The sequence below is a fragment of the Rhodococcus sp. PvR099 genome (genome assembly GCF_017833315.1).
Classification (GTDB): domain Bacteria; phylum Actinomycetota; class Actinomycetes; order Mycobacteriales; family Mycobacteriaceae; genus Rhodococcus_G; species Rhodococcus_G oryzae.
The window spans coordinates 3,499,259-3,525,400 of record NZ_JAFIBV010000001.1; the positions used below are offsets into that span (position 1 = coordinate 3,499,259).

General features: G+C 68.6%; 27 protein-coding genes and 1 pseudogene. 17 read left to right on the forward strand and 11 right to left on the reverse strand.

The genetic code is table 11. The features are described 5' to 3' along the window. The first annotated feature begins 185 nt into the window (after positions 1–185). The 5 genes and pseudogenes from leuA (at position 186) to JOE46_RS16045 (ending at position 3,433) form a co-directional block, all read left to right on the forward strand. Positions 186–1,994, forward strand: a complete 1,809-nt coding sequence (leuA, locus tag JOE46_RS16030; RefSeq protein ID WP_209927835.1) for a 2-isopropylmalate synthase — start codon at positions 186–188, stop codon at positions 1,992–1,994. Positions 1,995–2,199: 205 nt separating this feature from the next. Next, a complete protein-coding gene (locus tag JOE46_RS16035; protein ID WP_097213041.1) occupies positions 2,200–2,355 on the forward strand; it encodes a DUF6131 family protein in 156 nt (51 codons plus the stop codon). Positions 2,356–2,571: 216 nt separating this feature from the next. Beyond that, positions 2,572–2,823, forward strand: a pseudogene (locus tag JOE46_RS26990) (50S ribosomal protein L11 methyltransferase); the annotation flags it as partial. A gap of 33 nt (positions 2,824–2,856) precedes the next feature. Continuing rightward, positions 2,857–3,189 (forward strand): hypothetical protein, encoded by a 333-nt coding sequence (locus JOE46_RS26995; RefSeq protein ID WP_306455749.1) that lies wholly within the window; start codon positions 2,857–2,859, stop codon positions 3,187–3,189. An 88-nt stretch (positions 3,190–3,277) separates the two neighbouring features. After that, positions 3,278–3,433, forward strand: a complete 156-nt coding sequence (locus tag JOE46_RS16045) for a CDGSH iron-sulfur domain-containing protein (protein ID WP_373560277.1) — start codon at positions 3,278–3,280, stop codon at positions 3,431–3,433. Here the strand turns inward: JOE46_RS16045 and JOE46_RS16050 are convergent. The 4 genes from JOE46_RS16050 to JOE46_RS16065 all read right to left on the reverse strand — a co-directional run bounded on the left by JOE46_RS16050 (position 3,430) and on the right by JOE46_RS16065 (position 7,361). Continuing rightward, entirely contained in the window at positions 3,430–4,419 is a 990-nt protein-coding gene (locus JOE46_RS16050; RefSeq protein WP_257017601.1) for an iron-containing redox enzyme family protein, read from the reverse strand. The two genes, JOE46_RS16045 and JOE46_RS16050, sit on opposite strands and share 4 nt — an antisense overlap. A gap of 139 nt (positions 4,420–4,558) precedes the next feature. Next, positions 4,559–6,457 carry an alkyl/aryl-sulfatase gene (locus JOE46_RS16055; protein ID WP_097213045.1) on the reverse strand — a complete coding sequence of 633 codons (1,899 nt, stop codon included), beginning with the start codon at positions 6,455–6,457 and terminating at the stop codon, positions 4,559–4,561. A gap of 99 nt (positions 6,458–6,556) precedes the next feature. Further along, positions 6,557–6,907 (reverse strand): SHOCT domain-containing protein, encoded by a 351-nt coding sequence (locus tag JOE46_RS16060; protein ID WP_097213046.1) that lies wholly within the window; start codon positions 6,905–6,907, stop codon positions 6,557–6,559. Between the two features lie 28 nt (positions 6,908–6,935). Further along, a complete protein-coding gene (locus tag JOE46_RS16065) occupies positions 6,936–7,361 on the reverse strand; it encodes a DUF6325 family protein (protein WP_097213047.1) in 426 nt (141 codons plus the stop codon). A 154-nt stretch (positions 7,362–7,515) separates the two neighbouring features. Here JOE46_RS16065 and JOE46_RS16070 point away from each other — a divergent pair, with 154 nt between their 5' ends. Beyond that, on the forward strand, positions 7,516–7,896 hold the full coding sequence (locus JOE46_RS16070) for an SHOCT domain-containing protein (RefSeq protein WP_179800639.1): 381 nt from the start codon (positions 7,516–7,518) through the stop codon (positions 7,894–7,896). 67 nt (positions 7,897–7,963) lie between these two features. Here JOE46_RS16070 and JOE46_RS16075 read toward each other — a convergent pair whose 3' ends face one another. After that, positions 7,964–8,857, reverse strand: coding sequence for a LysR family transcriptional regulator (locus tag JOE46_RS16075; protein WP_097213049.1), 894 nt, complete (start codon positions 8,855–8,857; stop codon positions 7,964–7,966). A gap of 87 nt (positions 8,858–8,944) precedes the next feature. Between JOE46_RS16075 and JOE46_RS16080 the strand changes: the two genes are divergently transcribed. From JOE46_RS16080 to JOE46_RS16110, 7 genes are all read left to right on the forward strand, one after another. Next, on the forward strand, positions 8,945–9,412 hold the full coding sequence (locus JOE46_RS16080; protein ID WP_097213050.1) for a hypothetical protein: 468 nt from the start codon (positions 8,945–8,947) through the stop codon (positions 9,410–9,412). 205 nt (positions 9,413–9,617) lie between these two features. Beyond that, positions 9,618–11,288 (forward strand): asparagine synthase B, encoded by a 1,671-nt coding sequence (asnB, locus tag JOE46_RS16085; protein WP_209927839.1) that lies wholly within the window; start codon positions 9,618–9,620, stop codon positions 11,286–11,288. 103 nt (positions 11,289–11,391) lie between these two features. Further along, complete coding sequence (locus tag JOE46_RS16090) at positions 11,392–12,345, forward strand: EamA family transporter (RefSeq protein ID WP_097213052.1); 954 nt, start codon at positions 11,392–11,394, stop codon at positions 12,343–12,345. A 102-nt stretch (positions 12,346–12,447) separates the two neighbouring features. Continuing rightward, complete coding sequence (locus JOE46_RS16095; RefSeq protein ID WP_097213053.1) at positions 12,448–13,707, forward strand: MurT ligase domain-containing protein; 1,260 nt, start codon at positions 12,448–12,450, stop codon at positions 13,705–13,707. Then, positions 13,700–14,416: a type 1 glutamine amidotransferase gene (locus tag JOE46_RS16100; protein ID WP_097213054.1), complete on the forward strand. Its 717-nt coding sequence runs from the start codon at positions 13,700–13,702 to the stop codon at positions 14,414–14,416. Before JOE46_RS16095 ends, JOE46_RS16100 begins: the two co-directional genes overlap by 8 nt. A 145-nt stretch (positions 14,417–14,561) precedes the next feature. Further along, positions 14,562–15,377 carry a tyrosine-protein phosphatase gene (locus tag JOE46_RS16105; RefSeq protein WP_097213055.1) on the forward strand — a complete coding sequence of 272 codons (816 nt, stop codon included), beginning with the start codon at positions 14,562–14,564 and terminating at the stop codon, positions 15,375–15,377. A gap of 294 nt (positions 15,378–15,671) precedes the next feature. Next, positions 15,672–16,298, forward strand: a complete 627-nt coding sequence (locus JOE46_RS16110) for a maleylpyruvate isomerase family mycothiol-dependent enzyme (protein WP_097213056.1) — start codon at positions 15,672–15,674, stop codon at positions 16,296–16,298. 23 nt (positions 16,299–16,321) lie between these two features. Here the strand turns inward: JOE46_RS16110 and JOE46_RS16115 are convergent, their stop codons facing one another. The 4 genes from JOE46_RS16115 to JOE46_RS16130 form a co-directional block, all read right to left on the reverse strand. Then, a complete protein-coding gene (locus tag JOE46_RS16115) occupies positions 16,322–17,098 on the reverse strand; it encodes a VOC family protein (RefSeq protein WP_097213057.1) in 777 nt (258 codons plus the stop codon). A 79-nt stretch (positions 17,099–17,177) separates the two neighbouring features. After that, complete coding sequence (locus JOE46_RS16120; RefSeq protein ID WP_245221068.1) at positions 17,178–18,323, reverse strand: lipase family protein; 1,146 nt, start codon at positions 18,321–18,323, stop codon at positions 17,178–17,180. Positions 18,324–18,674: 351 nt separating this feature from the next. Then, positions 18,675–19,283, reverse strand: a complete 609-nt coding sequence (gene recR / locus JOE46_RS16125; RefSeq protein ID WP_027501651.1) for a recombination mediator RecR — start codon at positions 19,281–19,283, stop codon at positions 18,675–18,677. Between the two features lie 8 nt (positions 19,284–19,291). Further along, the gene (locus tag JOE46_RS16130; RefSeq protein WP_245221069.1) at positions 19,292–19,591 is read right to left on the reverse strand and encodes a YbaB/EbfC family nucleoid-associated protein; all 300 of its coding nucleotides are present in this window, start codon (positions 19,589–19,591) and stop codon (positions 19,292–19,294) included. An 84-nt stretch (positions 19,592–19,675) separates the two neighbouring features. Between JOE46_RS16130 and JOE46_RS16135 the strand changes: the two genes are divergently transcribed. Then, on the forward strand, positions 19,676–20,476 hold the full coding sequence (locus tag JOE46_RS16135; RefSeq protein WP_179800633.1) for an Rv3717 family N-acetylmuramoyl-L-alanine amidase: 801 nt from the start codon (positions 19,676–19,678) through the stop codon (positions 20,474–20,476). Positions 20,477–20,512: 36 nt separating this feature from the next. Here JOE46_RS16135 and JOE46_RS16140 read toward each other — a convergent pair whose 3' ends face one another. Beyond that, positions 20,513–20,947 carry an SRPBCC family protein gene (locus tag JOE46_RS16140; protein ID WP_077043132.1) on the reverse strand — a complete coding sequence of 145 codons (435 nt, stop codon included), beginning with the start codon at positions 20,945–20,947 and terminating at the stop codon, positions 20,513–20,515. A gap of 279 nt (positions 20,948–21,226) precedes the next feature. On the opposite strand from JOE46_RS16140, the gene JOE46_RS16145 reads away from it, so the two are divergent. From JOE46_RS16145 to JOE46_RS16155, 3 genes are all read left to right on the forward strand, one after another. After that, complete coding sequence (locus JOE46_RS16145) at positions 21,227–22,642, forward strand: FAD-binding oxidoreductase (protein ID WP_097213143.1); 1,416 nt, start codon at positions 21,227–21,229, stop codon at positions 22,640–22,642. Then, on the forward strand, positions 22,639–23,955 hold the full coding sequence (locus tag JOE46_RS16150; RefSeq protein WP_097213059.1) for a class I SAM-dependent methyltransferase: 1,317 nt from the start codon (positions 22,639–22,641) through the stop codon (positions 23,953–23,955). The genes JOE46_RS16145 and JOE46_RS16150 overlap by 4 nt, the downstream gene beginning before the upstream one ends. 173 nt (positions 23,956–24,128) lie before the next feature. Continuing rightward, a complete protein-coding gene (locus JOE46_RS16155) occupies positions 24,129–25,463 on the forward strand; it encodes a family 1 glycosylhydrolase (protein WP_245221070.1) in 1,335 nt (444 codons plus the stop codon). A 23-nt stretch (positions 25,464–25,486) separates the two neighbouring features. On the opposite strand, the gene JOE46_RS16160 is transcribed toward JOE46_RS16155, so the two are convergent. Next, the gene (locus JOE46_RS16160; protein ID WP_097213061.1) at positions 25,487–26,140 is read right to left on the reverse strand and encodes a TetR/AcrR family transcriptional regulator; all 654 of its coding nucleotides are present in this window, start codon (positions 26,138–26,140) and stop codon (positions 25,487–25,489) included. Between the last annotated feature and the right edge of the window lie 2 nt (positions 26,141–26,142).

The window sequence follows — 26,142 nt, forward strand, 5'->3', positions numbered from 1 at the left end:
GCATCACTCCCGACGGGTGAGATCCTGCGGGATTGCCGAGGCAGGTAGACTCTTCCTCATGCAGCGGGCGCTCCTTCTTCACCGCCGCGACGGGGTCTGATCCAGACTGGCCTCCCGTCGCGGGGTTCAGACGCGCCGGTCGACACCATCGGACCAACAGTCCCCTTCATCTCGGAGAATCGTCAATGTCATCCGCCGACGCTTTTACTTCCGGATCGCGCACCATCACGCCGCCGTCGAAGCCCGCACCTGCCGACCAGCCCGTCTGGAATCAGCAGAAGAACTCCTCCATGCCGACCTACCGGTACCGGCCGTTCGCCGAGGAGGTCGAGCCCATCTCCCTCCCGGACCGCACCTGGCCGGACAAGATCATCGACCGCGCCCCGCTGTGGTGTGCGGTCGATCTGCGTGACGGCAACCAGGCCCTCATCGACCCGATGAGCCCTGCCCGTAAGCGCCGCATGTTCGACCTGTTGGTGCGGATGGGCTACAAGGAGATCGAGGTCGGCTTCCCGTCGGCCAGCCAGACCGATTTCGACTTCGTCCGCGAGATCATCGAGGACGGGGCGATCCCCGACGACGTGACCATCCAGGTCCTCACCCAGTGCCGCGACGAGCTCATCGAGCGCACGTTCGCCGCCTGCGACGGCGCCCGCAGCGTCATCGTGCACTTCTACAACTCCACCTCGATCCTGCAGCGACGGGTGGTGTTCCGGGCCGAGCGCGAGGCGATCAAGAAGATCGCCACCGCGGGCGCCCGCAAGTGCCTGCAGGAAGCGGCGAAATACCCCGACACCAACTGGCGGTACGAGTACTCCCCCGAGTCGTACACCGGCACCGAGCTGGAGTACGCGAAGGAGGTGTGCGACGCCGTCACCGAGGTGATTTCGCCGACCCCCGAGAACCCGATCATCCTGAACCTGCCCGCCACCGTCGAGATGGCGACGCCGAACGTGTACGCCGACTCCATCGAGTGGATGAGCCGTAACCTGGCCCGCCGCGACTCCGTGATCCTGTCGCTGCACCCGCACAACGACCGCGGCACCGGCGTCGCGGCTGCGGAGCTCGGCTTCCAGGCCGGGGCGGATCGCATCGAGGGCTGCCTGTTCGGCAACGGCGAGCGCACCGGCAACGTCTGCCTGGTCACCCTCGGCCTGAACATGTTCACCCGCGGCGTGGACCCGCAGATCGACTTCTCCAGCATCGACGAGATCCGCCGCACCGTGGAGTACTGCAACCAGCTGCCCGTCGCGGAGCGGCACCCGTACGGCGGCGACCTGGTGTACACCGCCTTCTCCGGCAGCCACCAGGACGCCATCAACAAGGGCCTCGACCAGATGAAGATCTCGGCGGACGCGCAGGACGCCGACGTCGACGACATCATCTGGGCGGTCCCCTACCTGCCGATCGACCCCAAGGATGTGGGCCGCAGCTACGAGGCCGTGATCCGGGTGAACTCGCAGTCCGGCAAGGGCGGCGTCGCCTACATCATGAAGGCCGACCACGGCCTGGTGCTGCCGCGCCGCCTGCAGATGGAGTTCTCCTCCGCCGTCCAGAGGATCACCGACGGCGAGGGCGGCGAGGTCTCCCCCAAGGAGATGTGGGACGTCTTCAACGAGGAGTACCTGGCCCCGATCAGCCCGCTGGAGCGGATCCGCCAGAAGGTGACCGCGTCCGAGGAGGACGGCGGCACCGACGCCATCACCGCAGTGGTGAAGGCGAACGGCAAGGAACACGAGATCACCGGCTCTGGCAACGGCCCGCTGGCCGCGTTCGTCGATGCGATCGGGACCATCGGCTTCGACGTCCGGGTGCTGGACTACAGCGAGCACGCCATGTCCGCGGGCGACGACGCGCAGGCCGCGGCCTACGTGGAGTGCGCGGTCACCCGGCCCGACGGCGTCACCAAGACGGTGTGGGGCGTCGGCATCGCGACCTCCATCACCACCGCCTCGCTGCGCGGCGTGGTCTCCGCGGTCAACCGCGCCTACTAGGCGCCGACGCACTTGTGCGCGCGTCGTACCCCGATTGGGGTACGACGCGCGCACACCAGTACCAGCTTCGCGTGCCATGTCCACCCCCGCACACGACTTGTCAGGTTTGCATCCGGTGGGTTGCGGGTATTCGGATCACGGTGCAATTCGCGGCAGTGTTTCTGTTGACTCGCGAGCACTGTGACCGAAGTGAGGCGTACCCGTCATGATCATTCTTGGACTCATCCTGCTGCTTGTCGGCTTTCTTCTCAGCATCCCGATCCTGTGGACGATCGGAATCGTCCTTGTGGTGGTCGGTGCGGTGCTGTACCTACTCGGCTCGATGGGGCACGCCGTAGGTGGACGGGCCCATTACTACTGAGCTGCACCGTGATTTGCGCAGGTCCATGGACAGAAGCCGGTTGGTCGGTTTCGAGATCCGGGACCGGGGTACTCGAACGTCATGACGCATCAGGCGAGTTCGAGGGCGAGGACAGCGGGCGGCCACACCGCAGGCTCTGTCGGCTTCGGCGGCGCTGCCGGTCACCCTCGTGTCTGGCGGCCCCCCGGAGTGTACCGGCCGCAGGAGGACACGTGGATGCTTGCGTCGGCGCTCGCGGCGTCAGTCACCCCGGAGGCAGAGGTTCTCGATTTCTGTTGTGGTAGCGGAGCATTGGCGATGGTTGCTGCCAGAGCAGGGGCCGCAAAGGTCACCGCGGTCGATTGTTCGTCGCTGGCCACCGGGGTGGCATGGGCCAACGCGCGCGGGCGCGGACTGCCGATCAGAGTCAGGCGCGGAGGTCTCACGGTTGCCGTCTCAGAAGGACCCTTCGACGTCGTGGTGTCCAATCCCCCCTACGTACCGAGCCCCCCGATCCGGCTCGTGGGTCCTGCAGGACACTCGCATCGCTGGGACGGCGGCCCGGATGGGCGCGCGGTCCTCGGGCCACTGTGCTCGGCGTCGTTCGAGCTGCTGAGCCCCGGCGGCGCACTGCTCCTCGTACAGTCGGCGGTATCGGGGGTGGAGCTGACGCTGCGTGAATTGACATCGACGGGGCTTCGGGCCGCGGTGGTGCGGCGCGAGCGCATTTCGTTCGGACCGGTGATGCGCAGGCGTTCGAGATACCTGGAGTCCGCGGGATACTGCGGGCGCGGCCAGCACGAGGAGGAGTTGGTGGTCATCCGTGCGGACAGGCCCACCGGTGTCCGGGGGTGAGCAGGGCCTCGACAACGGGGAGCAGCCGCCGGAATGGGACGGCCCCGAATCCGAGTGCCTCCGCCTGGTGCGCGGAGGCCCTGCGCTCGTGCGTGGGCCGGTGCGAATCACCCTGGGCGACGGTCGGGTTGTGATCTCGGATCGGTTCGTCGTGGCGGTGTGCCGCTGCCGACTCAGTGCGCTGTACCCGTTGTGCGATGCCAGCCACCGGAGCCGCGCTGTCCGGCGTCGCGATTCCGGCTAGGGATCCGCCGAAGTACCCCGTGAGACTGCAGGTGCGGTGCGGTTCACTGGGAAATCATGGACGGCCGGTAGGGAACTGGCACCGGCGCGCCAGTGGCGTGTCAGATGGTCGGACAGTCGATTCTCCACGAGTTCGGTGGCCTGGATCCCGAAGACGACGTCGCCGGCGAGATTCGGTTCCTGACCGAGGAGGGCGCCGACCACATCGTGGCGAAGTACCTGCTCGTGAACGGCGTCTGCTTCGATGTGTTCGGCATAGAAATGCACGCACTCGCTGGGCGCATTCATGCGCTTCAGGGCACTGACCATCCGGCGCGCGGCAGGCGGAGTGGTGATCTCCGCTGCCGCGAAGTGGCCGACCAGCGCGCCGCGCAGGTTCCGGTGCAATCCGAAGAGCGACATCAGATTCACGGTCGCCAGCGTCTCCGGTGGGACGTCGTCGAGGTAGCCGAGATACTGGTGGTCGAGTCCGGCGGCCCGGAGTAGATCCTCGAACAGCCTGGCGTGCATCCGTTCCGGTCGGCCCCCGCCGTATTCGTCGTATTCGACAGCGACGAATGCGCATTTCACGCTCCCCTCAAGCCTCGGAATCGCCCAGGCGTGCGGATCGGCCTCCTTGAGGTGATAGATAGATCGGTGAGCCAGGAACTCGCACATCTGGTCCCAGGTGCCGTGCTCGAGAAGGTACTTCGACGCGCCCGCACCGCCGTCCGGCTCATGTGCCGCGGAGGCCAGCGCGCCTTCGGCGTCGGCGCCCCCAGAGACCTCAGCGCGTAGTCGATCGAGGAAGCGGCGTTCCATCGCCCCGCGCGCACGGATGAGGTCCGGATCCCACTCCCACTCGGGATCAACGGCCTCGAACCCGCGGTAGTGCAACTCGTAACAGATCTGGAGGGCGAGTTGGAGGTCGCCTCCGAACGCGTCGGATTGGCCCAGGTGCGGAAATGTGTTGAGGGAACCGCGGCGACCCTGCGACAGGGCGGTCACGAGTGCGTATGAGATCGGACCTCGTGGCAACGGTAGGGCTGCAGTCATGGTGACTGGATACCGCGGCGGCATCCGCTCGAAACCTCCAGCCTGTCGATGCCTGTGCCCGCTTCACATGCTGCGCCGCACCAGGCCGATCTCAGTCGGGAGTGACGATCGCGAAATCCGGGTCGGGCGCATCGAGATAGCCGGCGAGCTCGACCAGCTTCGCGACGTCTCCCTCCGCGACGACGGTGCCGTCGGCGATCGCCTTCGTGATGTCCGCGCCGCCGACCAGCACCCCAAGGAGCACCGGACGGGCGAGTGTGAGAGTGGCATCGGCGCCGGCGGGTTCGCCGTCGAGGTCGAAGTGGACCAGCAGCCCGTTGCTGAGTTGCGTCCGGTGCACCAGGTCCTCGTCGGTGACCCGCCAGTCGATCACGATGCGCGCCGACCAGGCCCGCGGTCCGTCGATCCGCAGGGACACCGCGTCGAAGACCTGCTCGACCGACAGCGCTGCCGCGATGTCCGGGGCGTCGGCCTTGGTCGGTGTTCCCACCGACCCGTTCCGCAGCTCGTAGGCCCCGGTGAGATAGAAGTTCCGCCAGGTTCCGTTCTCGGCGCCGTAACCGAGCTGTTCGAAGGTGTCGGCCTGCAGCGCCTTCGCCTCCGCGTTGTCGGGTTCGGCGAAGATCACGTAGTTGACCACCTGCGCGACCCAACGGAAGTCACCGGCCGCGAACGACTCCCTGGCCTTGCGCAGCACCTCGGCCGAGCCGCCCATGAACTCCACGTGCCTCGTGGCCGACTCCACGGGCGGATGTTCCCAGAGGTGCGCCGGGTTCCCGTCGAACCAGCCCATGTAGCGCTGGTAGATCGCCTTGACGTTGTGGCTGACCGAGCCGTAATAGCCGCGAGTGTGCCAGGCGTCTGCCAGCGCGGGCGGCAGCTCGATCTCCTCCGCGATCTCGATTCCGGTGTGGCCCTGATTGATCCGACGAAGAGTCTGATCGTGCAAGTAGCCGTAGAGGTCCCGCTGCAGCGACAGGAACTCGGTGAGACGCTCGGACCCCCACGTCGGCCAGTGATGTGAGGCGAACAGCACATCGGACTTCGAGGCGTACCGGTTGATCGACTCGGTGAGGTACTTGGACCACACGTGCGGATCCCGCACCAGCGCGCCGCGCAGGGTCAGCAGATTGTGCAGGGTGTGGGTCGCGTTCTCCGCCATGCACAGCGCCCGCAGATCCGGGAAGTAGAAGTTCATCTCGGACGGCGCCTCGGTGCCCGGCGTCATCTGGAACTCGATACGGACCCCGTCGACGGTCTCCACCTGCCCGGTCGCGGAGACGTACAGCGTCGGCATGATCAGGGTCGGCGTGCCGGTGGACGTCGTCTGGCCCAGCCCGGCGCCGACCCCGCCACGGGGTCCCCTTGGCAGCGCAGCGCCGTACATGTAAGCGGCCCGCCGGGCCATCGCAGTGCCCGCGTAGACGTTCTCCTCGACGGCGTGTTCCACGAAGCCGACCGGCGCGAGGATCGGGCATCGCCCCGCGGCCACGTCCTCCTCCGTCGTGACGCCCTTGACGCCACCGAAGTGGTCGATGTGCGAGTGCGTGTAGATGACGCCGGTGACGGGCCGATCGCCGCGGTGCTCGTGGTAGAGCGCGAGTCCGGCGGCCGCGGTCTCCCGCGAGATCAGCGGGTCGATCACCACCACGCCGGTCTCGCCCTCGATCAGCGTCATGTTCGACAGGTCGAGACCGCGGACCTGGTACACCCGCTCACGCACCTCGAACAGGCCCTGCTTCGCGACCAGCCCCGACTGGCGCCACAGGCTCGGGTTCACGGTCGGCGGGCAGGTCCCCTCGAGGAACGCGTAGGAATCGTTGTCCCACACCACCGTTCCGTCGGCACCGGTCACCACCCCCGGGTTCAATGCCGCGATGAACCCGCGCTCGGCGTCGGCCAGATCGGTGTCGTCGGCAAACGGGAGGGTGTGAGCGGCCCGCTCGTTGGCCGCCGCGATCGTCGCGGTCGCGTCCTCGGAAGTCGTCATGGAACCGGTGATCCTCTCGTCGATGCCGGCAGAGACCTTGAGCCGTGAGTACTTGTGGCCCGCCTGGGGACCACAAGTACTCACGGGCGGCGAAGCCGCCTAACCGAGCAGCTGGGCCTTCGCGGCGGCAAACTCCTCGTCGGAGAGTGCCCCCGACTCGTGCAGCTGAGCGAGCTGCTGCAGCTTGGTGATGAGGTCGTCACCCGCGGGCGCGGCCTGCGGCGCCTGAACCTGCGGTGCGTACGCGGCCTGAGCCTGGGCCTGCTGCGCGTAGGCGGCCTGCTGCTGCGCCGCCTGCTGGTCTGCATAGGCCTGCTGCTCAGCGGCCTTCTGCTGGGACCGACGGTTCATCGCGTTGGACGTCGCCTGGGCCGTGCCCGCGATGACGGCGGTGCGCGCAACGGTGCCGAGCAATCCTGGACGGCCCCTGCGGCCGGCTCTGAAAACCATGTGACTCTCCTGTGCTGGTGCGGAATTCCTACAGTGCGGCCACGACGGCCGCAACGACGGCATCGCGGGGAATCTGAACGTGCAGGGCGACCTCGCCACCCGCGCCGCGGACGGACGCAGCGATCTGGCGCGCCCACGTCTCCTCATAGACGATCACCGCGGCCGAGGTGCCCGGCTCCAGCGAGTCGCGAACCACGTCGAGGTCCTCGTCGCTGATCAGCGCCTTCGCCTCGATCGACAGGATGGCGAGGCCGACCTCGTCGAGATCCTCGTCAACGTCCACCTGGGTGATGGTCCCGTCGGTGTCCTTCGCGATGTAGACGAGGTCGAGCAGCGTGACGTAGCCCCGTTCGACCACATCCTGGAGCGCAGCGATGGTTCCGGGATCAACTTGCGCCCCGGGAAAGGTCAGCACGACCAGCTCCACCGGGCCGATGTTCAGTGAGTCGCTCATGCCGCCCAGACTGCCCCCTCCCCCCACACGTCGCCTCACCCCGCACGGATGAATCGCAACTCACCTGCAAAGGATGAAGCCCGCGGCACCCCGGCTCTGGGATCCTCAGACGAACAGTCAGATCCTTAGGTGAATGGAGCTTTTGATGAACGACGTGAACTCGTTTTGGGATTTCCTGTGGCTGATCATCATCACCTTCGCCTTCGTGGCGTACCTGATGCTGCTCTTCTCGATCATCGGAGACCTCTTCCGTGACCACAAGCTGTCCGGTTGGTGGAAGGCGGTGTGGGTCTTCTTCCTGATCTTCGTGCCGTTCCTCACGGCTCTGATCTACCTCATCGCCCGCGGTGACAGCATGACCAAGCGGTCCATCGCTCAGGCGCAGCAGTACAAGGAACAGCAGGACGCGTACATCAAGACCGTCGCGGGCGGAAAGTCCCCGGCGGACCAGATCGCGGACGCGAAGGCACTGCTGGACAGCGGCGCCATCACGGAGGCCGAGTTCACGGCACTCAAGAGCAAGGCGCTCTCCTAGCCTTCTCCCGCTTCACCGACGAAACTCCGGGCACCCCTGCGGTGGCCGGAGTTTCGTCGTCTGTGCCTCACCCGTTCACGTGTGCCGCTTCCTCCCGGAAGGCGGCGAGCACCGCCCCGACCGCGGGCCGGTCCGTCGCCGCGGGCCTGGTCGCCAACTCGTAGATTCGGGCCGCCCGGACACCGGCGAGACGCTTGCCCACCAGCCCCGGGTGCGCGAGCGCATATCGCGGCATCAGCGCCACCCCGTGGCCGGCCGCGACCAGCTCCTCTATCACCCGGAAGTCGTTGATGCGCTGGACCACCCGCGGCTGGACCCCGGTGGCGGCGGCCACCGACTGCAACACATCGTCGACGGGGAACCCGCCGCGCACGCTGATCCAACTCTCGTCCGCCAGCTCGTCGAGCCCGACTTCGGACCTGTCGGCCAGCGGATGCCCCGGGCCGAGGAGCAGGTCGATGGGCTCGCGCATCAGCGCCTCCGTCCGCACCCGCGGCGAGATCAGCGAGGGAGCACGCTCGTCGCGGTGGGTGAGAACCACGTCGAAATCGGCCAACAACTGCGGCACCGCCGATGCCGGCTCGTCCACGTCCTGAGCCTCGATCTCCACCCCGAGCTCGGAGATCCGGGCGAGCACGCCCGGCAGCAGCAGCGCTGCCCCAGAGGGGAACAGCGCGACCCGGACCCGCCCGCGCGGTGACCCCCGATAGGAGGCCATCTCCGCACTTGCCCGGTCCAGGGCGGCCAGCACATCCTCCGCGCGCAGGACCAGCGCGTGCCCGGCATCGGTGAGCCGCAGGCGACGGCCGTCCGGTTCCAGGATCGCGACCCCCGCCTCGCGGGCGAGGATCTTGAGTTGCTGGGACACCGCCGACGGGGTCATCGAGAGAGCGGCCGCGGCCGCGGACACCGTGCCCCGGTCGGCCAGCTCACGCAGCACACGGAGGCGTTCGGCGTCCATGCAGGAAAGCTACTCTGTCCGGCAACAACTTCGCCCGCCGCGCACGCGTTGGGGACGCGGACCGGGCCACACCATCAGGGAGCAGCAATGGGCTATGCATCGTTCACGAACTGGCGACTGCTCGAGGGTGACCCTGACGTCATCTGGCATGCCTTCACCCATCCGACGGAATCGGGGCTGTACGAGGAGCACAAGACGGAGACGGTGCTCGGGCCGGACTTCGCGATGGCCGCGGGGCACGGCTGGGACGCCAAGCACGGCGAGGAATGCGACTTCGACGTCGTCCGCTGGACCATCACCCGGCACGAGCCGAACAGGGTGTTCGAGTTCTCCGGTAAGCAACGGGGCATTCGGCAGGATGTGGTGCTCACCATGGAGCCGGCGGACGGCGGCCACATCGTCACCGAGACCATTCGCTTCCGCCCGGCGTTCGCGGGAAAGCCGGGCGCGCAGGTGCTGTCCTGGCTGCTCCTGGCCACCGGCCTGCTGGCCAAGGTGGGCGACGACCACGGCGAGTCGCTCGATCTACTCGAGGAGCACGTTGCGGCCGGATAACTCCGATCGGAGGGCCGGTCATCCCGCCTGTTGGCACGAATCCGCAATGGCGGGCGAACGGCACGGTAACAACGAGTAACCTTCAACAGATTCACATGGCGAGGGCCTGCCTCGGTGGGCCCTCGCCGTGTTGCGTCATCGACCAACCCAGCGGGGGCAGGCATCGGTCGGCCTCTCCTGCCACGATTCAAAGGAGTTCGGCCCCGTGTGTTCGATCCTCGGCATTTTCGGTCTGCAGTCCGGCGACGATCTGGCCGCGCTGCGCGTTCAGGCCGTGGAACTGTCGCGCAGGCAACGGCACCGCGGGCCCGACTGGAGCGGTGTGTTCGTCGGTGACGGCGCGATCCTGGTGCACGAGCGCCTGGCGATCGTGGACCCGGCCAGCGGGTCGCAGCCGCTGCGCTCGCGGGACGGTCACCTCGCGTTGGCGGTCAACGGGGAGATCTACAACCACCGTGAGCTGCGCGAGGCCAGCGACTACGACTTCACCACCGGCTCCGACTGCGAGGTGATCAGCGCCCTCTACCGCGAGGGGGACACCGATTTCGTGAACCGGCTCAACGGCATCTTCGCGTTCGCGTTGTTCGACGCCGAGCAGCAGCGGTTCCTGATCGCCCGCGACCCGATCGGGGTGATCCCGCTGTACTGGGGCCACGACAGTGCCGGCCGCATCCTGGTCGCGTCGGAGATGAAGGCACTGGTCGGGGTGTGCGAGGACGTGGCCGCGTTCCCGCCGGGCCACCTCTACGACAGCGCGACCGGCGAGCTGCGCCGCTACTACGACAAGCCGTGGCGTGAACACTCCGCCACCGTCGGCACCCAGGTGGCGCCGCAGGAGCTGCGGGCCGCGTTCGAGCAGGCGGTGCACCGGCAGATGATGACCGACGTCCCCTACGGCGTGCTGCTCTCCGGTGGTCTCGACTCGTCACTGGTGGCCGCGTGCGCGGCCCGGTTCGCCCGCGACCGCGTCGAGGACGACGACCGCAGCGAGGCGTGGTGGCCGCACCTGCATTCGTTCGCGATCGGGTTGGAGGGCTCGCCGGACCTGGCGGCCGCCCAGCTCGCCGCTGATTCCCTCGGCACCGAGCACCACGGCTTCGTCTACACCTTTGCCGAGGGCCTCGACGCGTTGCCGGAGGTGATCCGGCACATCGAGACCTACGACGTCACCACCATCCGGGCCTCGACCCCGATGTTCCTGCTGGCGCGTCGGATCAAGGCGATGGGCGTGAAGATGGTCCTGTCCGGGGAGGGCGCCGACGAGATGTTCGGCGGTTACCTGTACTTCCACAAGGCGCCGTCCGCGCAGGCCTTCCACGAGGAGACCGTCGCCAAGCTCGACGCCCTGCACAGCTACGACTGCCTGCGCGCGAACAAGTCGATGATGGCCTGGGGTGTGGAGGCGCGGGTGCCGTTCCTGGACCTGGAGTTCCTCGACACCGCGATGAGCATGGACGCCACCCACAAGATGGCAGGCGGCGGCCGGATCGAGAAGGCCGTGATCCGCGAGGCATTCGAGGGTGCGCTGCCCGAGCAGATCCTGTGGCGGCAGAAGGAGCAGTTCAGCGACGGCGTCGGCTACGGCTGGATCGACGGCCTCAAGGACCACGCCGAGGCCGCGGTCACCGACGCCGAACTCGCGTCCGCCGCGCAGCTGTTCCCGCACAACACGCCGGAAACCAAGGAGGCCTACCTCTACCGGCGGATCTTCGCCCAGCACTTCCCCGGCGAGGCCTGCGCGGCCACAGTGCCGGGCGGCAAGTCCATCGCCTGCTCCACCCCCGCCGCACTCGAGTGGGACCCGGAATTCGCCGCGATGGCCGACCCCTCCGGCCGCGCCGTCCAGGGCGTGCACGAACAGGCACTCGCGCGGTAACGAACAGCCGCACCATCGATGGACGGTTGATGTAGAAGATCTACATCAACCGTCCATTTTTATTCGATTGTTCTGATGCTTTCGCTCGCTCACGATTAACGCCATGACCAACCGTGACCGAGCCCTCGGACTGACCGTCGCGCTGCTGTGGGGACTGAACTTCCTCGCGATCCGCGCCGGGCTCGACCACTTCCCGCCGTTCTTCTTCGCGGCCCTGCGGTTCCTGGTCATCGCGATCCCGGTGGTGCTGTTCGTGCCGCGGCCGAATGTGCCGGTGCGCTGGCTGCTGCTGTACGGGTTCGGATTCGGCGTGGCGCAGTTCGGGTTCCTGTTCTGGGCGATGAAGACCGGCATGCCGACCGGACTGGCCTCCCTCGTGCTGCAGGCCTCGGCGCCCTTCACCGTGCTGCTCGGCGCCCTGCTCTTGCGCGAGCACGTGAGCCGCCGCCAACTCCTCGGGATCGCGGTCGCGGTGTGCGGGATGTCGATGATCGGCTGGGATCGCGCCCAGCACGCGGCGCTACTGCCGGTGCTGCTCACCCTGCTCGCCGCTCTCGGCTGGGCCTTCGGCAACCTCGGCAACCGGCTCGCCCGCGCGGACAACCCGCTGCGGCTGACGCTGTGGATGACCGTGGTGGCGCCGCTTCCCATGCTGGCGCTCTCCGCCGCGGTCGAGGGCCCCACGACCGGCTGGTCCGCCCTCGGCGACTCCTTCAGCGCCGACGGCTGGCCCGCGCTCGCCGGACTCGCGTACATCGTCCTGCTCGGCACCATCGCCGGCTCGGGGCTGTGGTCCGCGTTGATGAGCCGCTACCCGGCGGGCGTCGTCGCGCCGTTCTCGCTGCTGGTCCCGGTCGTCGGGATCGGTGCCGCCTGGCTGGTGCTGGGCGAGCGACCCAGCGCCCTGTCGCTGGTCGGCGCGGTGGTGGTGGTCGGCGGGTGCCTCGGCGGCATGGCGCGGGCGGGCGCACCGTCCGCCACGCGTGAGCCCGCGTCGACGATGCAGGCGACGCCCGGTCCAGTGACGATGCCCACCCCGCAACCGGCACGAATCTGACCATGGCCGCGGGTGTGGAAAACTCTGCCCGTGTCTACTCGTCATGATGGGGCCACCCGCCCGGGCAATTCCGGGGCGACCGGCCCGGCCACCCGATTCTCCGTGCGCGGCCGCCTCGCGCTGCGCGCCGCGGCCGCGGCCGCCTGGGCCTCGCAGAAGGCGGGCCGGGGCAAGGGCTCGATGATCGGCGGCCTGATCGCCCTCAAGATCGACCCCACCCTGATGAGCCAGCTCGGCAGCGGCAAGCGCACCGTCGTGATCACCGGGACCAACGGCAAGTCGACGACAACGCGGATGACGGCGGCGGCGCTGGCCACCATCGGCGACGTCGCGACCCAGGCCGACGGCGCGAACATGGACGCGGGCATCGTCGCCGCGCTCAGCTCCCACGTGGACGCGTCGCTGGCCGCCATCGAGGTCGACGAGCTGCACGTCCCGCACGTCAGCGACGCCCTGCAGCCCCAGGCGATCGTGCTGCTCAACCTCAGCCGCGACCAGCTCGACCGGGTCGGCGAGATCAACATGATCGAGCGCAAACTGCGGGCCGGCCTGGCCAGGCATCCCGACGCCGTGGTGATCGCGAACTGCGATGACGTTCTGGTCGCCTCCGCGGCCTACGACGCACCGAACGTCGTGTGGGTCGCGGCGGGCGGCGGCTGGGCGGGCGACTCGGTGAGCTGCCCTCGCAGCGGCGAGCCGATCGTCTGGGAGGAGCGCACGGGCGACGCGACGGGCATCGCCTACAACCACTGGCGCAGCACCGGCACCGACTTCGAGCGGCCGACCCCCGACTGGTGGCTCGACGACGACCACCTCTACGGCCCGGACGGTTCGAAGATCCCGATGTCGCTGACGCTGCCGGGAAAGGCGAACCGCGGCAACGCCGCCCAGGCCGTCGCGGCGGCGGTCACGCTTGGCGCGCGCGCGGAGGACGCCGTCGCCGCGGCCGCCTCGGTCCGCGAGATCGCCGGTCGCTACAGCTCCGTCCAGGTCGGTGCGCACACGCTGCGGATGCTCCTGGCCAAGAATCCGGCCGGCTGGCAGGAGGCGCTGTCGATGATCGACCACGATGTCGACGGGCTGGTCATCGCGGTCAACGGCCAGGTGCCCGACGGTGAGGACCTGTCCTGGCTGTGGGACGTTCGGTTCGAGCATTTCGAGGGCGTCAAGGTGGTGGCGTCCGGCGAGCGGGCGACGGACCTCGCGGTCCGCCTGACCTACGCCGGCGTCGAACACACACTGGAGCCGAACCCGCTGCGCGCCATCGCATCCTGTCCGCCCGGGCGGGTCGAGGTGCTGGCCAACTACACGGCGTTCCGTGACCTGAACACGGCCATCGCGAAGGAGAACAGGGATGCCTGAGTCGACGGTCCGGATCGGACTGGTGCTGCCCGATGTGATGGGGACCTACGGCGACAGCGGCAACGCGCTGATCCTGCGCCAGCGGCTGCGGATGCGTGGCATCGACGCGGAGATCGTCGAGATCACACTGTCCGATCCGGTGCCCGAGTCGTTGGACGTCTACACCCTCGGCGGCGCGGAGGACTCGGCGCAGCGCCTGGCGACCCGGCACCTGGCCCGCTACCCGGGCCTGCAGAAGGCGGCCGGGCGCGGCGCCCCCGTGCTGGCGATCTGCGCGGCCATCCAGGTGCTCGGGCACTGGTACGAGACCTCGGCGGGCGAACGCGTCGAGGGCGTGTCGCTGCTCGACGTCACCACCTCGCCGCAGGCCGAGCGCTCGATCGGCGAGGTCATCACCCGACCCGCGCTCGACGGGCTGACCCAGCCGCTCACCGGGTTCGAGAACCATCGCGGCGGCACCAGCCTCGGCGCGGACGCGATGCCGCTCGGCCGGGTCACGCACGGTGTCGGCAACGGCGTCGGCGACGGCCTGGAGGGCGTGGTGCAGGGCTCGGTGATCAGCACCTACATGCACGGCCCCGCTCTTGCCCGCAACCCGGAGCTGGCGGACCTGCTGCTTGCCCGTGCGCTGGGCGTCGACGCCCTCGAGCCGCTGGAGCTCGAGGAGGTCGACCGGCTGCGCCGGGAACGCCTCGCGGTCGGCCGCTAGACCGCCTCGGTGGGGCGGCGGCTGCAATTACAATCCGTATTTTAACGAAATACCCCTCTCTCGATCCGGCGCGGCGCTAGCCTCGGAGCCATTCGAGCTCGAGCACCATGCCAATGTCACCTCGATCGAAAGAGGAGAACCCTCCGTGTCCCACCGCACCCTCATCCGGACCAAGTCGGCGGCGGCTCTCGCCCTGACCGCCGGCCTCCTGCTCGCTCCCGTCCCGTCGATCGCCGCGGCCGCACCGACAACGGTCGTCGCGCCCGCCGCCGTCGATCACTCGCTGCACCTGACGGGCGCCCCGAACGCCCGCGACCTGGGCGGCTACACCACCACCGACGGGAAGACCGTCCGGTCCGGGCTCGTGCTGCGCAGCGACGCGCTCAACGCCCTCACCGCGGACGACCTGGCCAAGCTCGTGCAGCTCAACGTAAAGACGGTCGAAGACCTGCGGACCGGCTACGAGCAGGCGCTCGAGAAGGACAAGATCCCCGCGGGCGCCACCGTGTACCACCGCGACGTGTTCGGCGGCAGCGGCGACCCGCTCGCCATCGTGGATCTGGGGCGGGCCTACAAGTTCATGGCCAGCGATCCCGCCGCCTACGCCGCGTTCAAGGCCGTCCTGCTGGACATCAAGAACTCCCCCGACCCGGTGCTCTACCACTGCACGAGCGGCAAGGATCGGACCGGCTTCCTGTCGGCTGTGCTGCTCACGATCCTCGGCGTCCCTCGCGAGACCGTGAACGAGGACTTCATGCTCAGCAACGAGTACCTCGCCGGTGAGGGTGGCGGGTCGAGCGTCACCGGGAGCATCCAGTCCAACACCGTGGAGCAGGCCTGGCTCGATTCCGCCTTCGCCACGGCGAACGAGAAGTTCGGCAGCTTCGACAACTACGTGAGCCAGGGGCTCGGTCTGACGAGCCAGGACATCGCCGACCTCAAGGCCAAGCTGCTCAGCTGATCGGGGCCAAGGTCTCGAACCTCCCCCAGACAGGGGTTCGGCCGGGGATGTAGCGATTAATCGCATCCTCGGCCGGATCTCTGCTTCTCAAGTTCCCGACCGTTACCGGCCTCTCTTCTTGATCCGCACTCTTGAGGGTACGCCCGGCTCCGCACCCTCTGCAATAGTTCTGACCTGCGAATCAGGGGTTGTTTCTGCGGCGACGCGACCTGCCGGCGATTGCGAAATCGGGCGGCGAGGACGATCGTCAGAAGTACCGATACGACAGCGTCGGTAGCCGTTCCGGGAGGCACCATGGCAGCACCCAGCCCGTGGCCCACGATTCACGCCGAGCGGTCGGCCCTCGCCGACGACCTCGCCTCGCTCACCGAGGAGCAATGGTCCACCCCGTCGCTGTGCGGGCAGTGGTCGGTGTGGGAGACGCTCGGTCACATGACCGCGACCGCGAAGATGACGCGCCCGCGATTCCTCCGCAAGATGGCGGGGACCGGGTTCCGGTTCGAACCGATGTTCGCGAAGGAGATCGCACGGGAGACCGCGGGCACGCCCGCCGACACCCTTGCCGAGTTTCGCGCCGTCATGGGTGCGTCCACCGGCCCACCCGGCCCGGTCGACACCTGGCTGGGCGAGACGATCGTGCATGCCGAGGACATCCGGCGCCCCCTCGGCATCACGCACGAGTACCCGCCGGACGCACTGATCCGCGTTGCGGACTTCTTCAAGGGCTCGAACCTGCTCATCGGCACGAAGACCCGCATTTCCGGACTCACGCTCCGTGCCGAGGACGCCGACTGGTCGACGGGGTCCGGGCCGGAGGTGACCGGACCGATGCTCTCCCTCGTCCTCGCGATGACGGGACGGCCCGCCGGACTGGTGGACCTTTCCGGTGACGGCCTGGCCACGCTCACCGAACGGGTCTGACCCGGCACGCCGTCCCGACGCCGCTACTGCTCCTGGATCGAGGAGATCTGGAAGTTCGCGCCCAGCGGATCGGCCACCGCCGCCAACCGGCCGAACGGCGTGTCCTCCGCCGGGCGGACGACCGTGCCACCGAGTTCGACCACCTTCTCGAGCGCCAGATCCGTGTCCTGCACCCCGATGTAGAACTGCCAGAACGACGGCACACCCTCGGGCAGGAATCCGGATGCGTCCATCGCGCCAGCCACCATCTCGTCGCCGATCTTGGCCTGGGAGTAGCGGAACTCGTCGCCGTCGCCGATCGCGTCGTACCTCCAGCCGAACACGCTCTCGTAGAACGGCAACGCGGCCGCGTAGTCGCGGGACATCGTCTCGAACCAGACCGGGGCGCCCGCCTCGTCCACCAGACCGAATCCACGGTGCTGATCGGCCTGCCAGACACCGACCACGGCGCCTGCCGGGTCACCGATGATCGCCATCGTGCCCTGGTCCCCGACCACCATCGCGGGCATCATCACCTGACCTCCCGCGGCCGCTGCCTTGTCCGCGGTCGCCGCCGCGTCCTCGGACGCGAGGTAGACGGTCCAGACGTTGCCGTACGGATTGCCCTCCTGCTGCGGCCCGAGGCCCGCGATGGGCTTGCCGTCCTTGCTGAAGATCGAGTAGCCGCCGTACTGCGGGTCCTCGTTGGTGTCGGCCGCCCACCCGAAGAGACCGGAGTAGAAGGGGATGACGCGCTGCGGATCCGAACTGGTCAGGTCCACCCAACAGGGTGCGCCGACGATGGATTTGGGTTCAGGCACTGCTGTCTCCTATGGCCGAGGTATGGCTGCTGACGGTGTGCGGTGCCGAACCTACGCTCCTGCACCGACATCCGCGTGGTCATGCGGGCGGGCACTCGTCCGGCGCGGGTATCCCACGCAACCGCTCGTCGAGCCAATGGACCGCCCCCGAGTAGCCGGTGACCGCGGCGATGAGGTGCTCGCCGAACACCTCCCGGTACACCGCGGGGACGCCGAGCCCGCACTGCTCCGTGTAGAGGGCCCGCGCCCCAACGGCCGGGATCCAGAACTCCTGCCCGCCGTTGTAGATGTACAGCGGGGCGCCGGACGCGATGCCTGCCATCTTCATGTCGCGATAGAGCTCGCGGGCCTGCGGCGAGGCGAACGGGTTGTCGATGTCGGCCATCACCTCCATCGGCAGGAACGTCACACCCGCCGCGCCGAGCGTGACGACGCACTGGTCCTTGAGCGGGGAGGTGGCCAGCTGCTGCGCCAGGTTGTTGGCGAGGCCGAGGATCTCGGTGCGTTCCCTCGCGATCCCCAGGGTCGCGCCGTGGAGCAACCCGGTCGCGAGGTTGCCGTTCATGCTCCGGGTGAGCATCTCGAAGTCGGCGGGAACCCCGCCGAGCGCGGCACCGACGATGTCGCCTGCCAGGTCCGGGGCGTAGGAGTCGATCAGTTTGACCGCGCCGTGGGTGGCGATCGCCCCGCCCGAGTAGCCCGTCATCGCGATCCTGCTCGCGCCGAACTCGTCGGGTAGCGCGCGGCGCAGTCCGCGGATGGTGTCCAGGACCGCGTGGCCGGCGACATACGGCTCGGCGTAGGCCATCCGCGGTCCCTCGTGGTCGGGGATGAGGACCGCGTAGCCGCGGCGGGTCGCCAACGCGGTCGTCGGCGGGACGAAGTCGGCGACGTTGGTCGACAGGCTCAGGCCGTGCGCCAACGTGTAGCCGGGCGTGCAGGCGCGCCCGAGCGCATCGATGGGCAGGTTGTTGACCACCACCGGACGGCCACCGGGTCCGGTCCACGGTGTGGCGGGGATGACCAGCGTCGCGGTCGCGAACGATGGCACGCCCGCGGAGTCGGTCGTCCGGACCTTGAGCTGCCGGACCTCGCGCACCGGCGCACCGACGAAGGGCGCCGCCGCAGCGGTCACGTCTCTCGTCGCGAGCACGTCGCCGTTCGCGCTGTCCCCCATCGAATCCGGCCACTCGTCGAAGAACGGGTCGCCCACGTCCGAGGGCATGACCGCGATCCGCAGATCCTGGATGCCGGCAGGCTCACCCGGCGCTGCCGCTATCGGCGGCACCTCGCGCGGCGGGGGGCCGAGCGCCGGCGGCGGCACTATCGAATCGATGAGTGCCGGGAGCCCGGCGCCGGGAGGCGACGGGACGGCAGACTGCGCACCGGCCGTCCCCTGCCCGGGCGACACCGCGAGCGCGATCGCACAGGAGCACACGAGGAACCCGATGCGGGCGTGCCTCGCTAGGCAGCCTGCGGTCGGGCGTGACCCTGGTCCAAGGACCGGCATACACCCACGCTAACACCGGAATCCGCCGTCACCACGCAGCCGAACTGGGTCGACCCACCGATCGTGTCAGAGGGTACGGCGCCCCGAGAGAGCCCGCCCGAGGGTGAGCTCGTCGGCGAACTCCAGGTCTCCACCCATCGGCAGACCCGAGGCCAGCCGGGAGACCGTCAGGCCGGGGAAGTCGCGCAGCATCCGGACCAGATACGTCGCGGTGGCCTCGCCCTCGGTGTTCGGATCGGTCGCGATGATCACCTCCGAGACGTCGACGCCGTCCTCCTGATTGCCGATGCGCGCCAACAGCTCCCGAATACGGAGCTGGTCCGGGCCGACACCGCTGAGCGGGTCGAGCGCGCCGCCGAGCACGTGGTACCGGCCACGGAACTCCCGCGTCCGCTCCACCGCCTGCACATCCTTGGGCTCCTCGACGACACAGATGACGGTGCGGTCGCGGCGGGCGTCCGCACAGATCCGGCACTTCTCCTTGTCGGACACCGTCCCACACACGACGCAGAACTGCACCCCGTCCCGGACCCGCTGCAGCGCGTTCTGCAGCCGGTCGATGTCCGGCGGCTCCACGCTGAGCAGGTGGAAGGCGATGCGCTGCGCGCTCTTGGGCCCGATGCCCGGCAGCTTGCCGAGCTCGTCGATCAGATCCTGTACCGGACCCTCGTACACCGCGGCCTCTAGAAGGGGAGCCCGGGCAGGCCGCCCGCGAGGGGGCCGAGCTTGCCCGCCGCGATCTCCTGCGCCTTGCCCGATGCGTCCGCGATCGCACCGATCACCAGGTCTTGCAGGGTCTCGACGTCCTCGGGATCGACGACCTTCGGGTCGATCGTCAACGCGACGACCTCGCCGGTCCCCTTGACCGTGGCGGTCACGAGTCCACCGCCGGCCTGGCCGGTGACCTCCGCCTCGGCGATCTCTGCCTGCGCGGCCATCAGTTGCTGCTGCATCTGCTGGGCCTGCGCGAGGAGCTGCTGCATATCGGGTTGTCCACCGGGCTGCACGTCGATGTCCTTTCTGCGTGTTGCCCCGTCAGCGTAGCCGCATCCGGATAGCGTGGGTCGGTGCGTGCGAAGTCGGCCGGGTACCGGAGCGTCCTGCTCACGGCCGCCGCTGCCTCGGCGCTGGCGCTGTCCGGCTGCACGATCCCAACCGAGACCGCCGCGGGCGTGACCGCGGCCCCCACCACCACCGCCGCCGAGCTGGTGCGTTCGGCCTCGCTCCAGGGCAAGACGGTGTTCCTCGATCCCGGCCACAACGGCGTTGGCGGCGCGGGCATGTCCGCGCAGGTCCCGACCGGGCGCGGCGGCACCAAGGAATGTCAGACCACCGGCACCAGCACCGACGGCGGCTTCCCCGAGCACTCCCTCAACTGGGAGGTCGTCGCCCAGATGCGCACCGAGCTCGAGAATCTCGGCGCCCGGGTGCTGCTGAGCCGCGCCGACGACACCTCCGTCGCCGCGTGCGTGGACCGGCGGGCCGCCGAAGCCAACGCATCCGGTGCCGACGTGGTCGTCGCGATCCACGCCGACGGCGCCGCACCGGACCAGCACGGATTCCACGTCTGCTTCTCGGCGCCGCCGCTGAATGCGGTTCAGGCCGGCGCCTCGGTCGCGTTCGCCAAGTCCATGCGCGACGCACTCGAGACGTCCGGCCTCATCCCGTCCACCTATGTCGGCACCGGCGGACTGATGCCCCGCGACGACCTCAGCGGACTCAACCTGTCCGAGCGGCCGTCGATCCTGGTCGAGCTGGGCAACATGCGCAACGCGGACGAGGCGCGCGCCATGACCGGCGAGGAGGGCCGGGCCCGGTACGCGCAGGCGGTGGTGTTCGGCATCGTCCGCTATCTCGACGGCCGCTGACCGAACGCATCGGTCAGCGGCGGCGACGGGGCCTCGTCAGGCCAGTTCGCGGGCAAGGTTCGCCAGCACGGCCGCCTGGATCTTCCGCAGCCCGCCCGGCGCGAAGGTGCGCTCGAAGAAGCCGCCGATGCCGCCCGCGCCCTTCCACTCGGTGGTCGTGGTGACCGTGGATCCCGCGCCGGACGGGGCGACGGTCCAGGTGGTGACGAGAGTGGAGTTGGCATCCTTCTCGGTGACGGTGTTGCCGTCGACGGTCACGGTGGCCTTGATGTCACGCGAACGCTTCTCGGTCGCCTTCAGCGTCCACTGCGCGACCGTGCCCGCACCCTGGCCGCCCTCGAGGACCCGGTAGTCCAGGTACTGCTCGGTGAGGATGCGGGGTCGCACCGTCTCGTAGTCGGTGAGCGCCGCGAGCGCCCGCTCCGGTGCCGCCGCGACCTCGACCGAACTGCTTGCGCTGACCTGTCCCACTGTGGATCTCCTTGGCTCTGCTCGCCGGACCCCGCAGGACCCGTCCGACCTCGACGCTGTGTGTGGCCGACCCCGTCATCGTGCCCGCTCCGAGAACCGACGGGCCAGCCCGCTCGGCCCCGTGTGTGTCGGATCACAGCGGTGCCACGAACCCCGGATCGCGACCGGTTCGCAACATTTGCGTGACGTTTCGCAGGACCGCCTTGCACTTGGGTGGCCGGTGTCGCACCCAGGCGATAGCGTCGGGGGGTGGCTGCCTCTCAGAGTGCGTTGCAACGACTGGGTCGACGAACATCCACGCCGGGTCACACCGGCGCGGCGGCCCATCGTGCCGGTGTCCAGCGTCTGCTCGCCAGTTACCACGCGATCCCGCCCTCCGCGACGGTGCGCCTGGCGAAGAAGACCTCAAACCTGTTCCGGGCGCGGGCAAAGACGAATGCGCCCGGCCTGGACGTGTCCGGGCTCGGTGGGGTGATCTCGGTCGACCCCACCGCCCGCACCGCCGACGTCGCGGGCATGTGCACCTACGAGGACCTGGTCGCCGCGACCCTGCCGTACGGCCTGGCGCCGCTGGTGGTCCCCCAACTCAAGACCATCACCCTCGGCGGCGCGGTCACCGGCCTCGGCATCGAGTCGACCTCGTTCCGGAACGGGCTACCGCACGAGTCGGTGCTCGAGATCGACGTGCTGACCGGCAGCGGAGAGATCATCACCGCCACGCCCGACGGCGAGCACTCGGACCTGTTCTGGGGGTTCCCCAATTCCTACGGAACCCTCGGCTACTCCACCCGGCTCCGCATCGAACTGGAACCGGTGAAACCGTTTGTCGCGCTGCGGCACCTGCGCTTCGACGACCTCACCGACCTGCAGAACGCGATGGACCGCATCGGCACCGATCGAAGCCACGACGGTATCGCGGTGGACTACCTCGACGGCGTGGTGTTCTCCGCGACCGAGTCCTATCTGACCCTCGGCACGCAGACCGACGAGGGCGGTCCGGCCAGCGACTACACGGGCCAGCAGATCTACTACCGCTCGCTGCAGCAGCGCTCCACGGATCGGCTCACGATCGCGGACTACCTGTGGCGCTGGGACACCGACTGGTTCTGGTGCTCGCGGGCGTTCGGCGCGCAGAATCCGCGGATCAGGCGCGTGTGGCCGAAGCGCTACCGGCGCAGCAGTTTCTACTGGAAGCTGATCGCCCTCGACCAGAAGTACGACATCGGCGACCGCCTCGAACGCCGCAAGGGCAATCCGCCGCGCGAGCGGGTCGTGCAGGACGTCGAGGTACCGATCGAGCACACGGCGGACTTCGTGTCCTGGTTCCTGCGCGAGATCCCCATCGAGCCGCTGTGGCTGTGCCCGCTGCGGTTGCGCGAACCCGGGCCCGCGGGCGCGTCCGCCGTGCGGCCGTGGCCGCTGTATCCGCTCGAGCCGAAGCGCACCTACGTCAACGTCGGCTTCTGGTCGTCGGTGCCGATCACGCCGGGCGCCCCCGAGGGAGCGGCGAACCGGCTGATCGAGGACACCGTCGGACGGTTCGAAGGGCACAAGTCCCTGTACTCGGACTCCTACTACGACGCCGACGACTTCGCCCGCCTCTACGGCGGCGACAACTACTCCATCCTGAAGCAGAAGTACGACCCCGATTCGCGACTATTGGACCTGTATTCGAAGGCGGTGCAACGCAAGTGACCACGTTCAAAGACGCCAGTACCCAGACCCGCAACGGCCACCACAAGCTCTCGATCGCCGAGATCCTCGAGACCGTCGCGGACGGTGACATCCCGGTCCGCTTCACCGCCTACGACGGCAGCGCCGCGGGCCCGGAGGATGCCGAGTACGGGCTGACGCTCAAGTCCCCGCGGGGCACCACGTACCTGGCGACCGCGCCCGGCGACCTCGGCATGGCACGCGCCTATGTCGCGGGCGATCTCGAGGCGACCGGCGTCCACCCGGGCGACCCGTACGAGGTCCTCCGGGTGATGGGCGACGACCTGCACTTCCGGCGGCCGTCGGCGCTGACGATCGCGAGCATCACCCGCTCGCTCGGCTGGGACCTGCTGCGGCCCATCGCGCCTCCGCCGCAGGAGGCCCTCCCCCGCTGGCGCAGGCTGGCGGAGGGCATGCGCCACTCCAAGACCCGCGACGCCGAGGTCATCCACCACCACTACGACGTGTCGAACACCTTCTACGAGTACGTGCTCGGCCCCTCGATGACCTACACCTGTGCGGCGTACAAGTCGCCGAACCAGAGCCTCGAGGACGCGCAGGAGAACAAGTACCGGCTGGTGTTCGACAAGCTCGGACTCAAGGCGGGCGACCGACTGCTCGACATCGGCTGCGGCTGGGGCTCGATGGTCCGCTTCGCGGCCCGGCGCGGCGTCAAGGTGATCGGGGTGACACTGTCCGCCGAGCAGGCCGCGTGGGCGCAGAAGGCCATTGCCGACGAGGGCCTCTCGGATCTCGCCGAGGTCCGGCACTCCGACTACCGGGACATCACCGAAACCGGCTTCGACGCGGTGTCCTCGATCGGGCTGACCGAGCACATCGGGGTGCACAACTACCCCGCCTACTTCGGTTTCATCCAGTCCAAGCTGCGCGACGGCGGCCGGCTGCTCAACCACTGCATCACCCGCCCGGACAATCGGCACCAGGCGCGCGCGGGCGGGTTCATCGACCGTTACGTGTTCCCGGACGGCGAGCTGACCGGGTCGGGCCGGATCATCACCGAGATCCAGAACATCGGCCTCGAGGTCCGGCACGAGGAGAACCTGCGCGAGCACTACGCGCTGACCCTCAAGGCCTGGTGCCAGAACCTGGTGGACAACTGGGACGCCTGCGTCGCGGAGGTCGGCGAGGGCACGGCTCGGGTGTGGGGGCTCTACATGGCCGGTTCGCGGCTCGGGTTCGAACGCAATGTGGTGCAGCTTCACCAGGTGCTGGCCGTCAAGCTCGGCCCGAAGGGCCAGGCCGAGGTGCCGCTGCGCCCGTGGTGGAAGGGCTGATCGGCCAGGGACTCTCCTCCACTCACCCTCAGGTGTACGCACACACCTGAGGGTGAGGAATGGCGATATCGCCCCGACGCCGATCTGACCCAAAGCTGACCTACCGAACACTCGGTCAGTTAGTGTGGCTCGCATCACCACCGCGCCGAGGCGCACGGATGCGAGGAGAACTGATGCGTCGACGATCGAGCGGCCTACTGGCGGTGCTGACCGGGCTCGCGCTGCTGGCCGGCGGCCCCGCCGCCGCGCAGGGCAGCGGCGGCAGCGCGGTTGACCTCGGTAGCACCGCGTCCATCGAGACGGTCAACAGCCTGCCCGTCGACTTCCTATGGGGGGTGTCCTCATCTGGGTTCCAGTCGGAGGGCTACTCCCCGGACAGCAATTGGATCCGCTATGAAGCAGCAGGCAAGACCAAGGATCCGGTCGGCACATCGGCGGACTTCCGCCACCGCTACAAGGAGGACATCCAGTACGCGAAGGACCTCGGAGCCAAGGTGTACCGCATGGGCGTCGAGTGGGCGCGTCTCGAGCCCCAGCAGGGCCGCTACGACGAGAGCGCATGGGCGTTCTACGACGACGTGGTGGCCAGCATCCGCGCCGCAGGCATGCAACCGATGATCACCCTCGACCACTGGGTGTATCCCGGTTGGGAGTTCGACCGCGGCGGATGGAACAACGCGGACATGGTCACCGACTGGCTGGCCAATGCCCGCAAGGTGGTCGACCGGTACGCGAGGTACGACCCGTCCTGGATCACCATCAACGAACCGTCGGCGTACCTGTTCCAGGAGATCAGCCACGGTGGCCTCGATCCCGCGAACACCCCCGCCGCCCTCGATCGGTGGGCGGCCGTCCACAACGCGATCTACGACTACATCCACCAGGTGCAGCCGGGCGCGCAGGTGTCCTCGAACGTGGCGTACTTCCAGGTCGTCGAGGCCGCGATCGACACGACCTTCCTCGACCGTGTCGCCCACAAGCTCGACTTCATCGGTCTGGACTACTACTACTCGATGTCCCCCACGGACCTGAGCTACGCCAACGTCTTCTCGGAGCCATGGAAGGCCAGCGCGGCGCCCGACGGCCTCTACTACGCGCTGCGTCACTACGCGAAGCGCTTCCCTGGCAAGCCCCTGTACATCGTCGAGAACGGCATGCCCACCGAGGACGGCAAGCCCCGTCCGGACGGCTACGCCCGCGCCGACCACCTCCGCGATGCCGCCTACTGGTTGCAGCGGGCAAAAGACGACGGCATCAATGTCATCGGATACAACTACTGGGCAACCACGGACAACTACGAATGGGGCAGCTACACACCCCGTTTCGGCCTCTACACGGTGGACGGGAAGAACGATCCGACGCTCGAGCGGAAGCCGACCGAGGCGGTCCCGGCCTACCGGTCGCTCATCGCGCAGGGCGGAGTCCCGGCCGACTACCAGCCGAGCAGACCACCGACCGCGTGCTCGCTGGTGGACGGACTCGACAGCTGCCTGAGCCCGGCCAACTGATCGGCGACGCGGCGCAGGAGCGGTTAGCCCCGACCGCGCCGCGGAGCGTGATGCAGGGGCTGGTCCCGTGTGAGCGTCAGGTCGCGGCGGAGCACCGTCGTGAGCGCTTTCATCGCGCCGACCATGTCGAACGACTCGTCCTGGAGCCACTGCTCCTCCAAACCGGAGATCGCCCCGATGATGACGGAAGCCAGCGCAGTGGGGTCGACATCGGCACGCACCTCGCCCGCCTCGACGCCGTTTTCGATGAGGTCGGCCAGGTTCGTGCGGAACGACCGAATGCGCCCCTGAGCCCACTCCCGCGCGAGCTCGGGAGTGTCGTCGGAGTGGAAGAGGCCGACGTGAGCCAGCCGGGTGAGCTCGCGGTTCCGCTGATTTCGGGCGACGATCTCGTCGACGATGTCCAGTGCGCGCACCAGGGCCGCGCCCTCGTAGTCTCGCCCGATCTCGACCGAGTCGAAGGTCTGACGGTCGAGATCGGCGAGCACCGCGGTGAGCAGAACCTCCTTGCTCGGAAAGTGGTGCAGCAGGCCCGACTTCGTGATCCCTGATTCTCTCGCGACCGCGGCGAGCGAGGTCCCGCGGTATCCGTTGGCCGCAAACAGGGTGATCGCCGAGCTGACGATGTCGGCGCGCCGGGCAGCTCCCACCTGTTCGGCGTCGCGTGTTGTCGCCATCG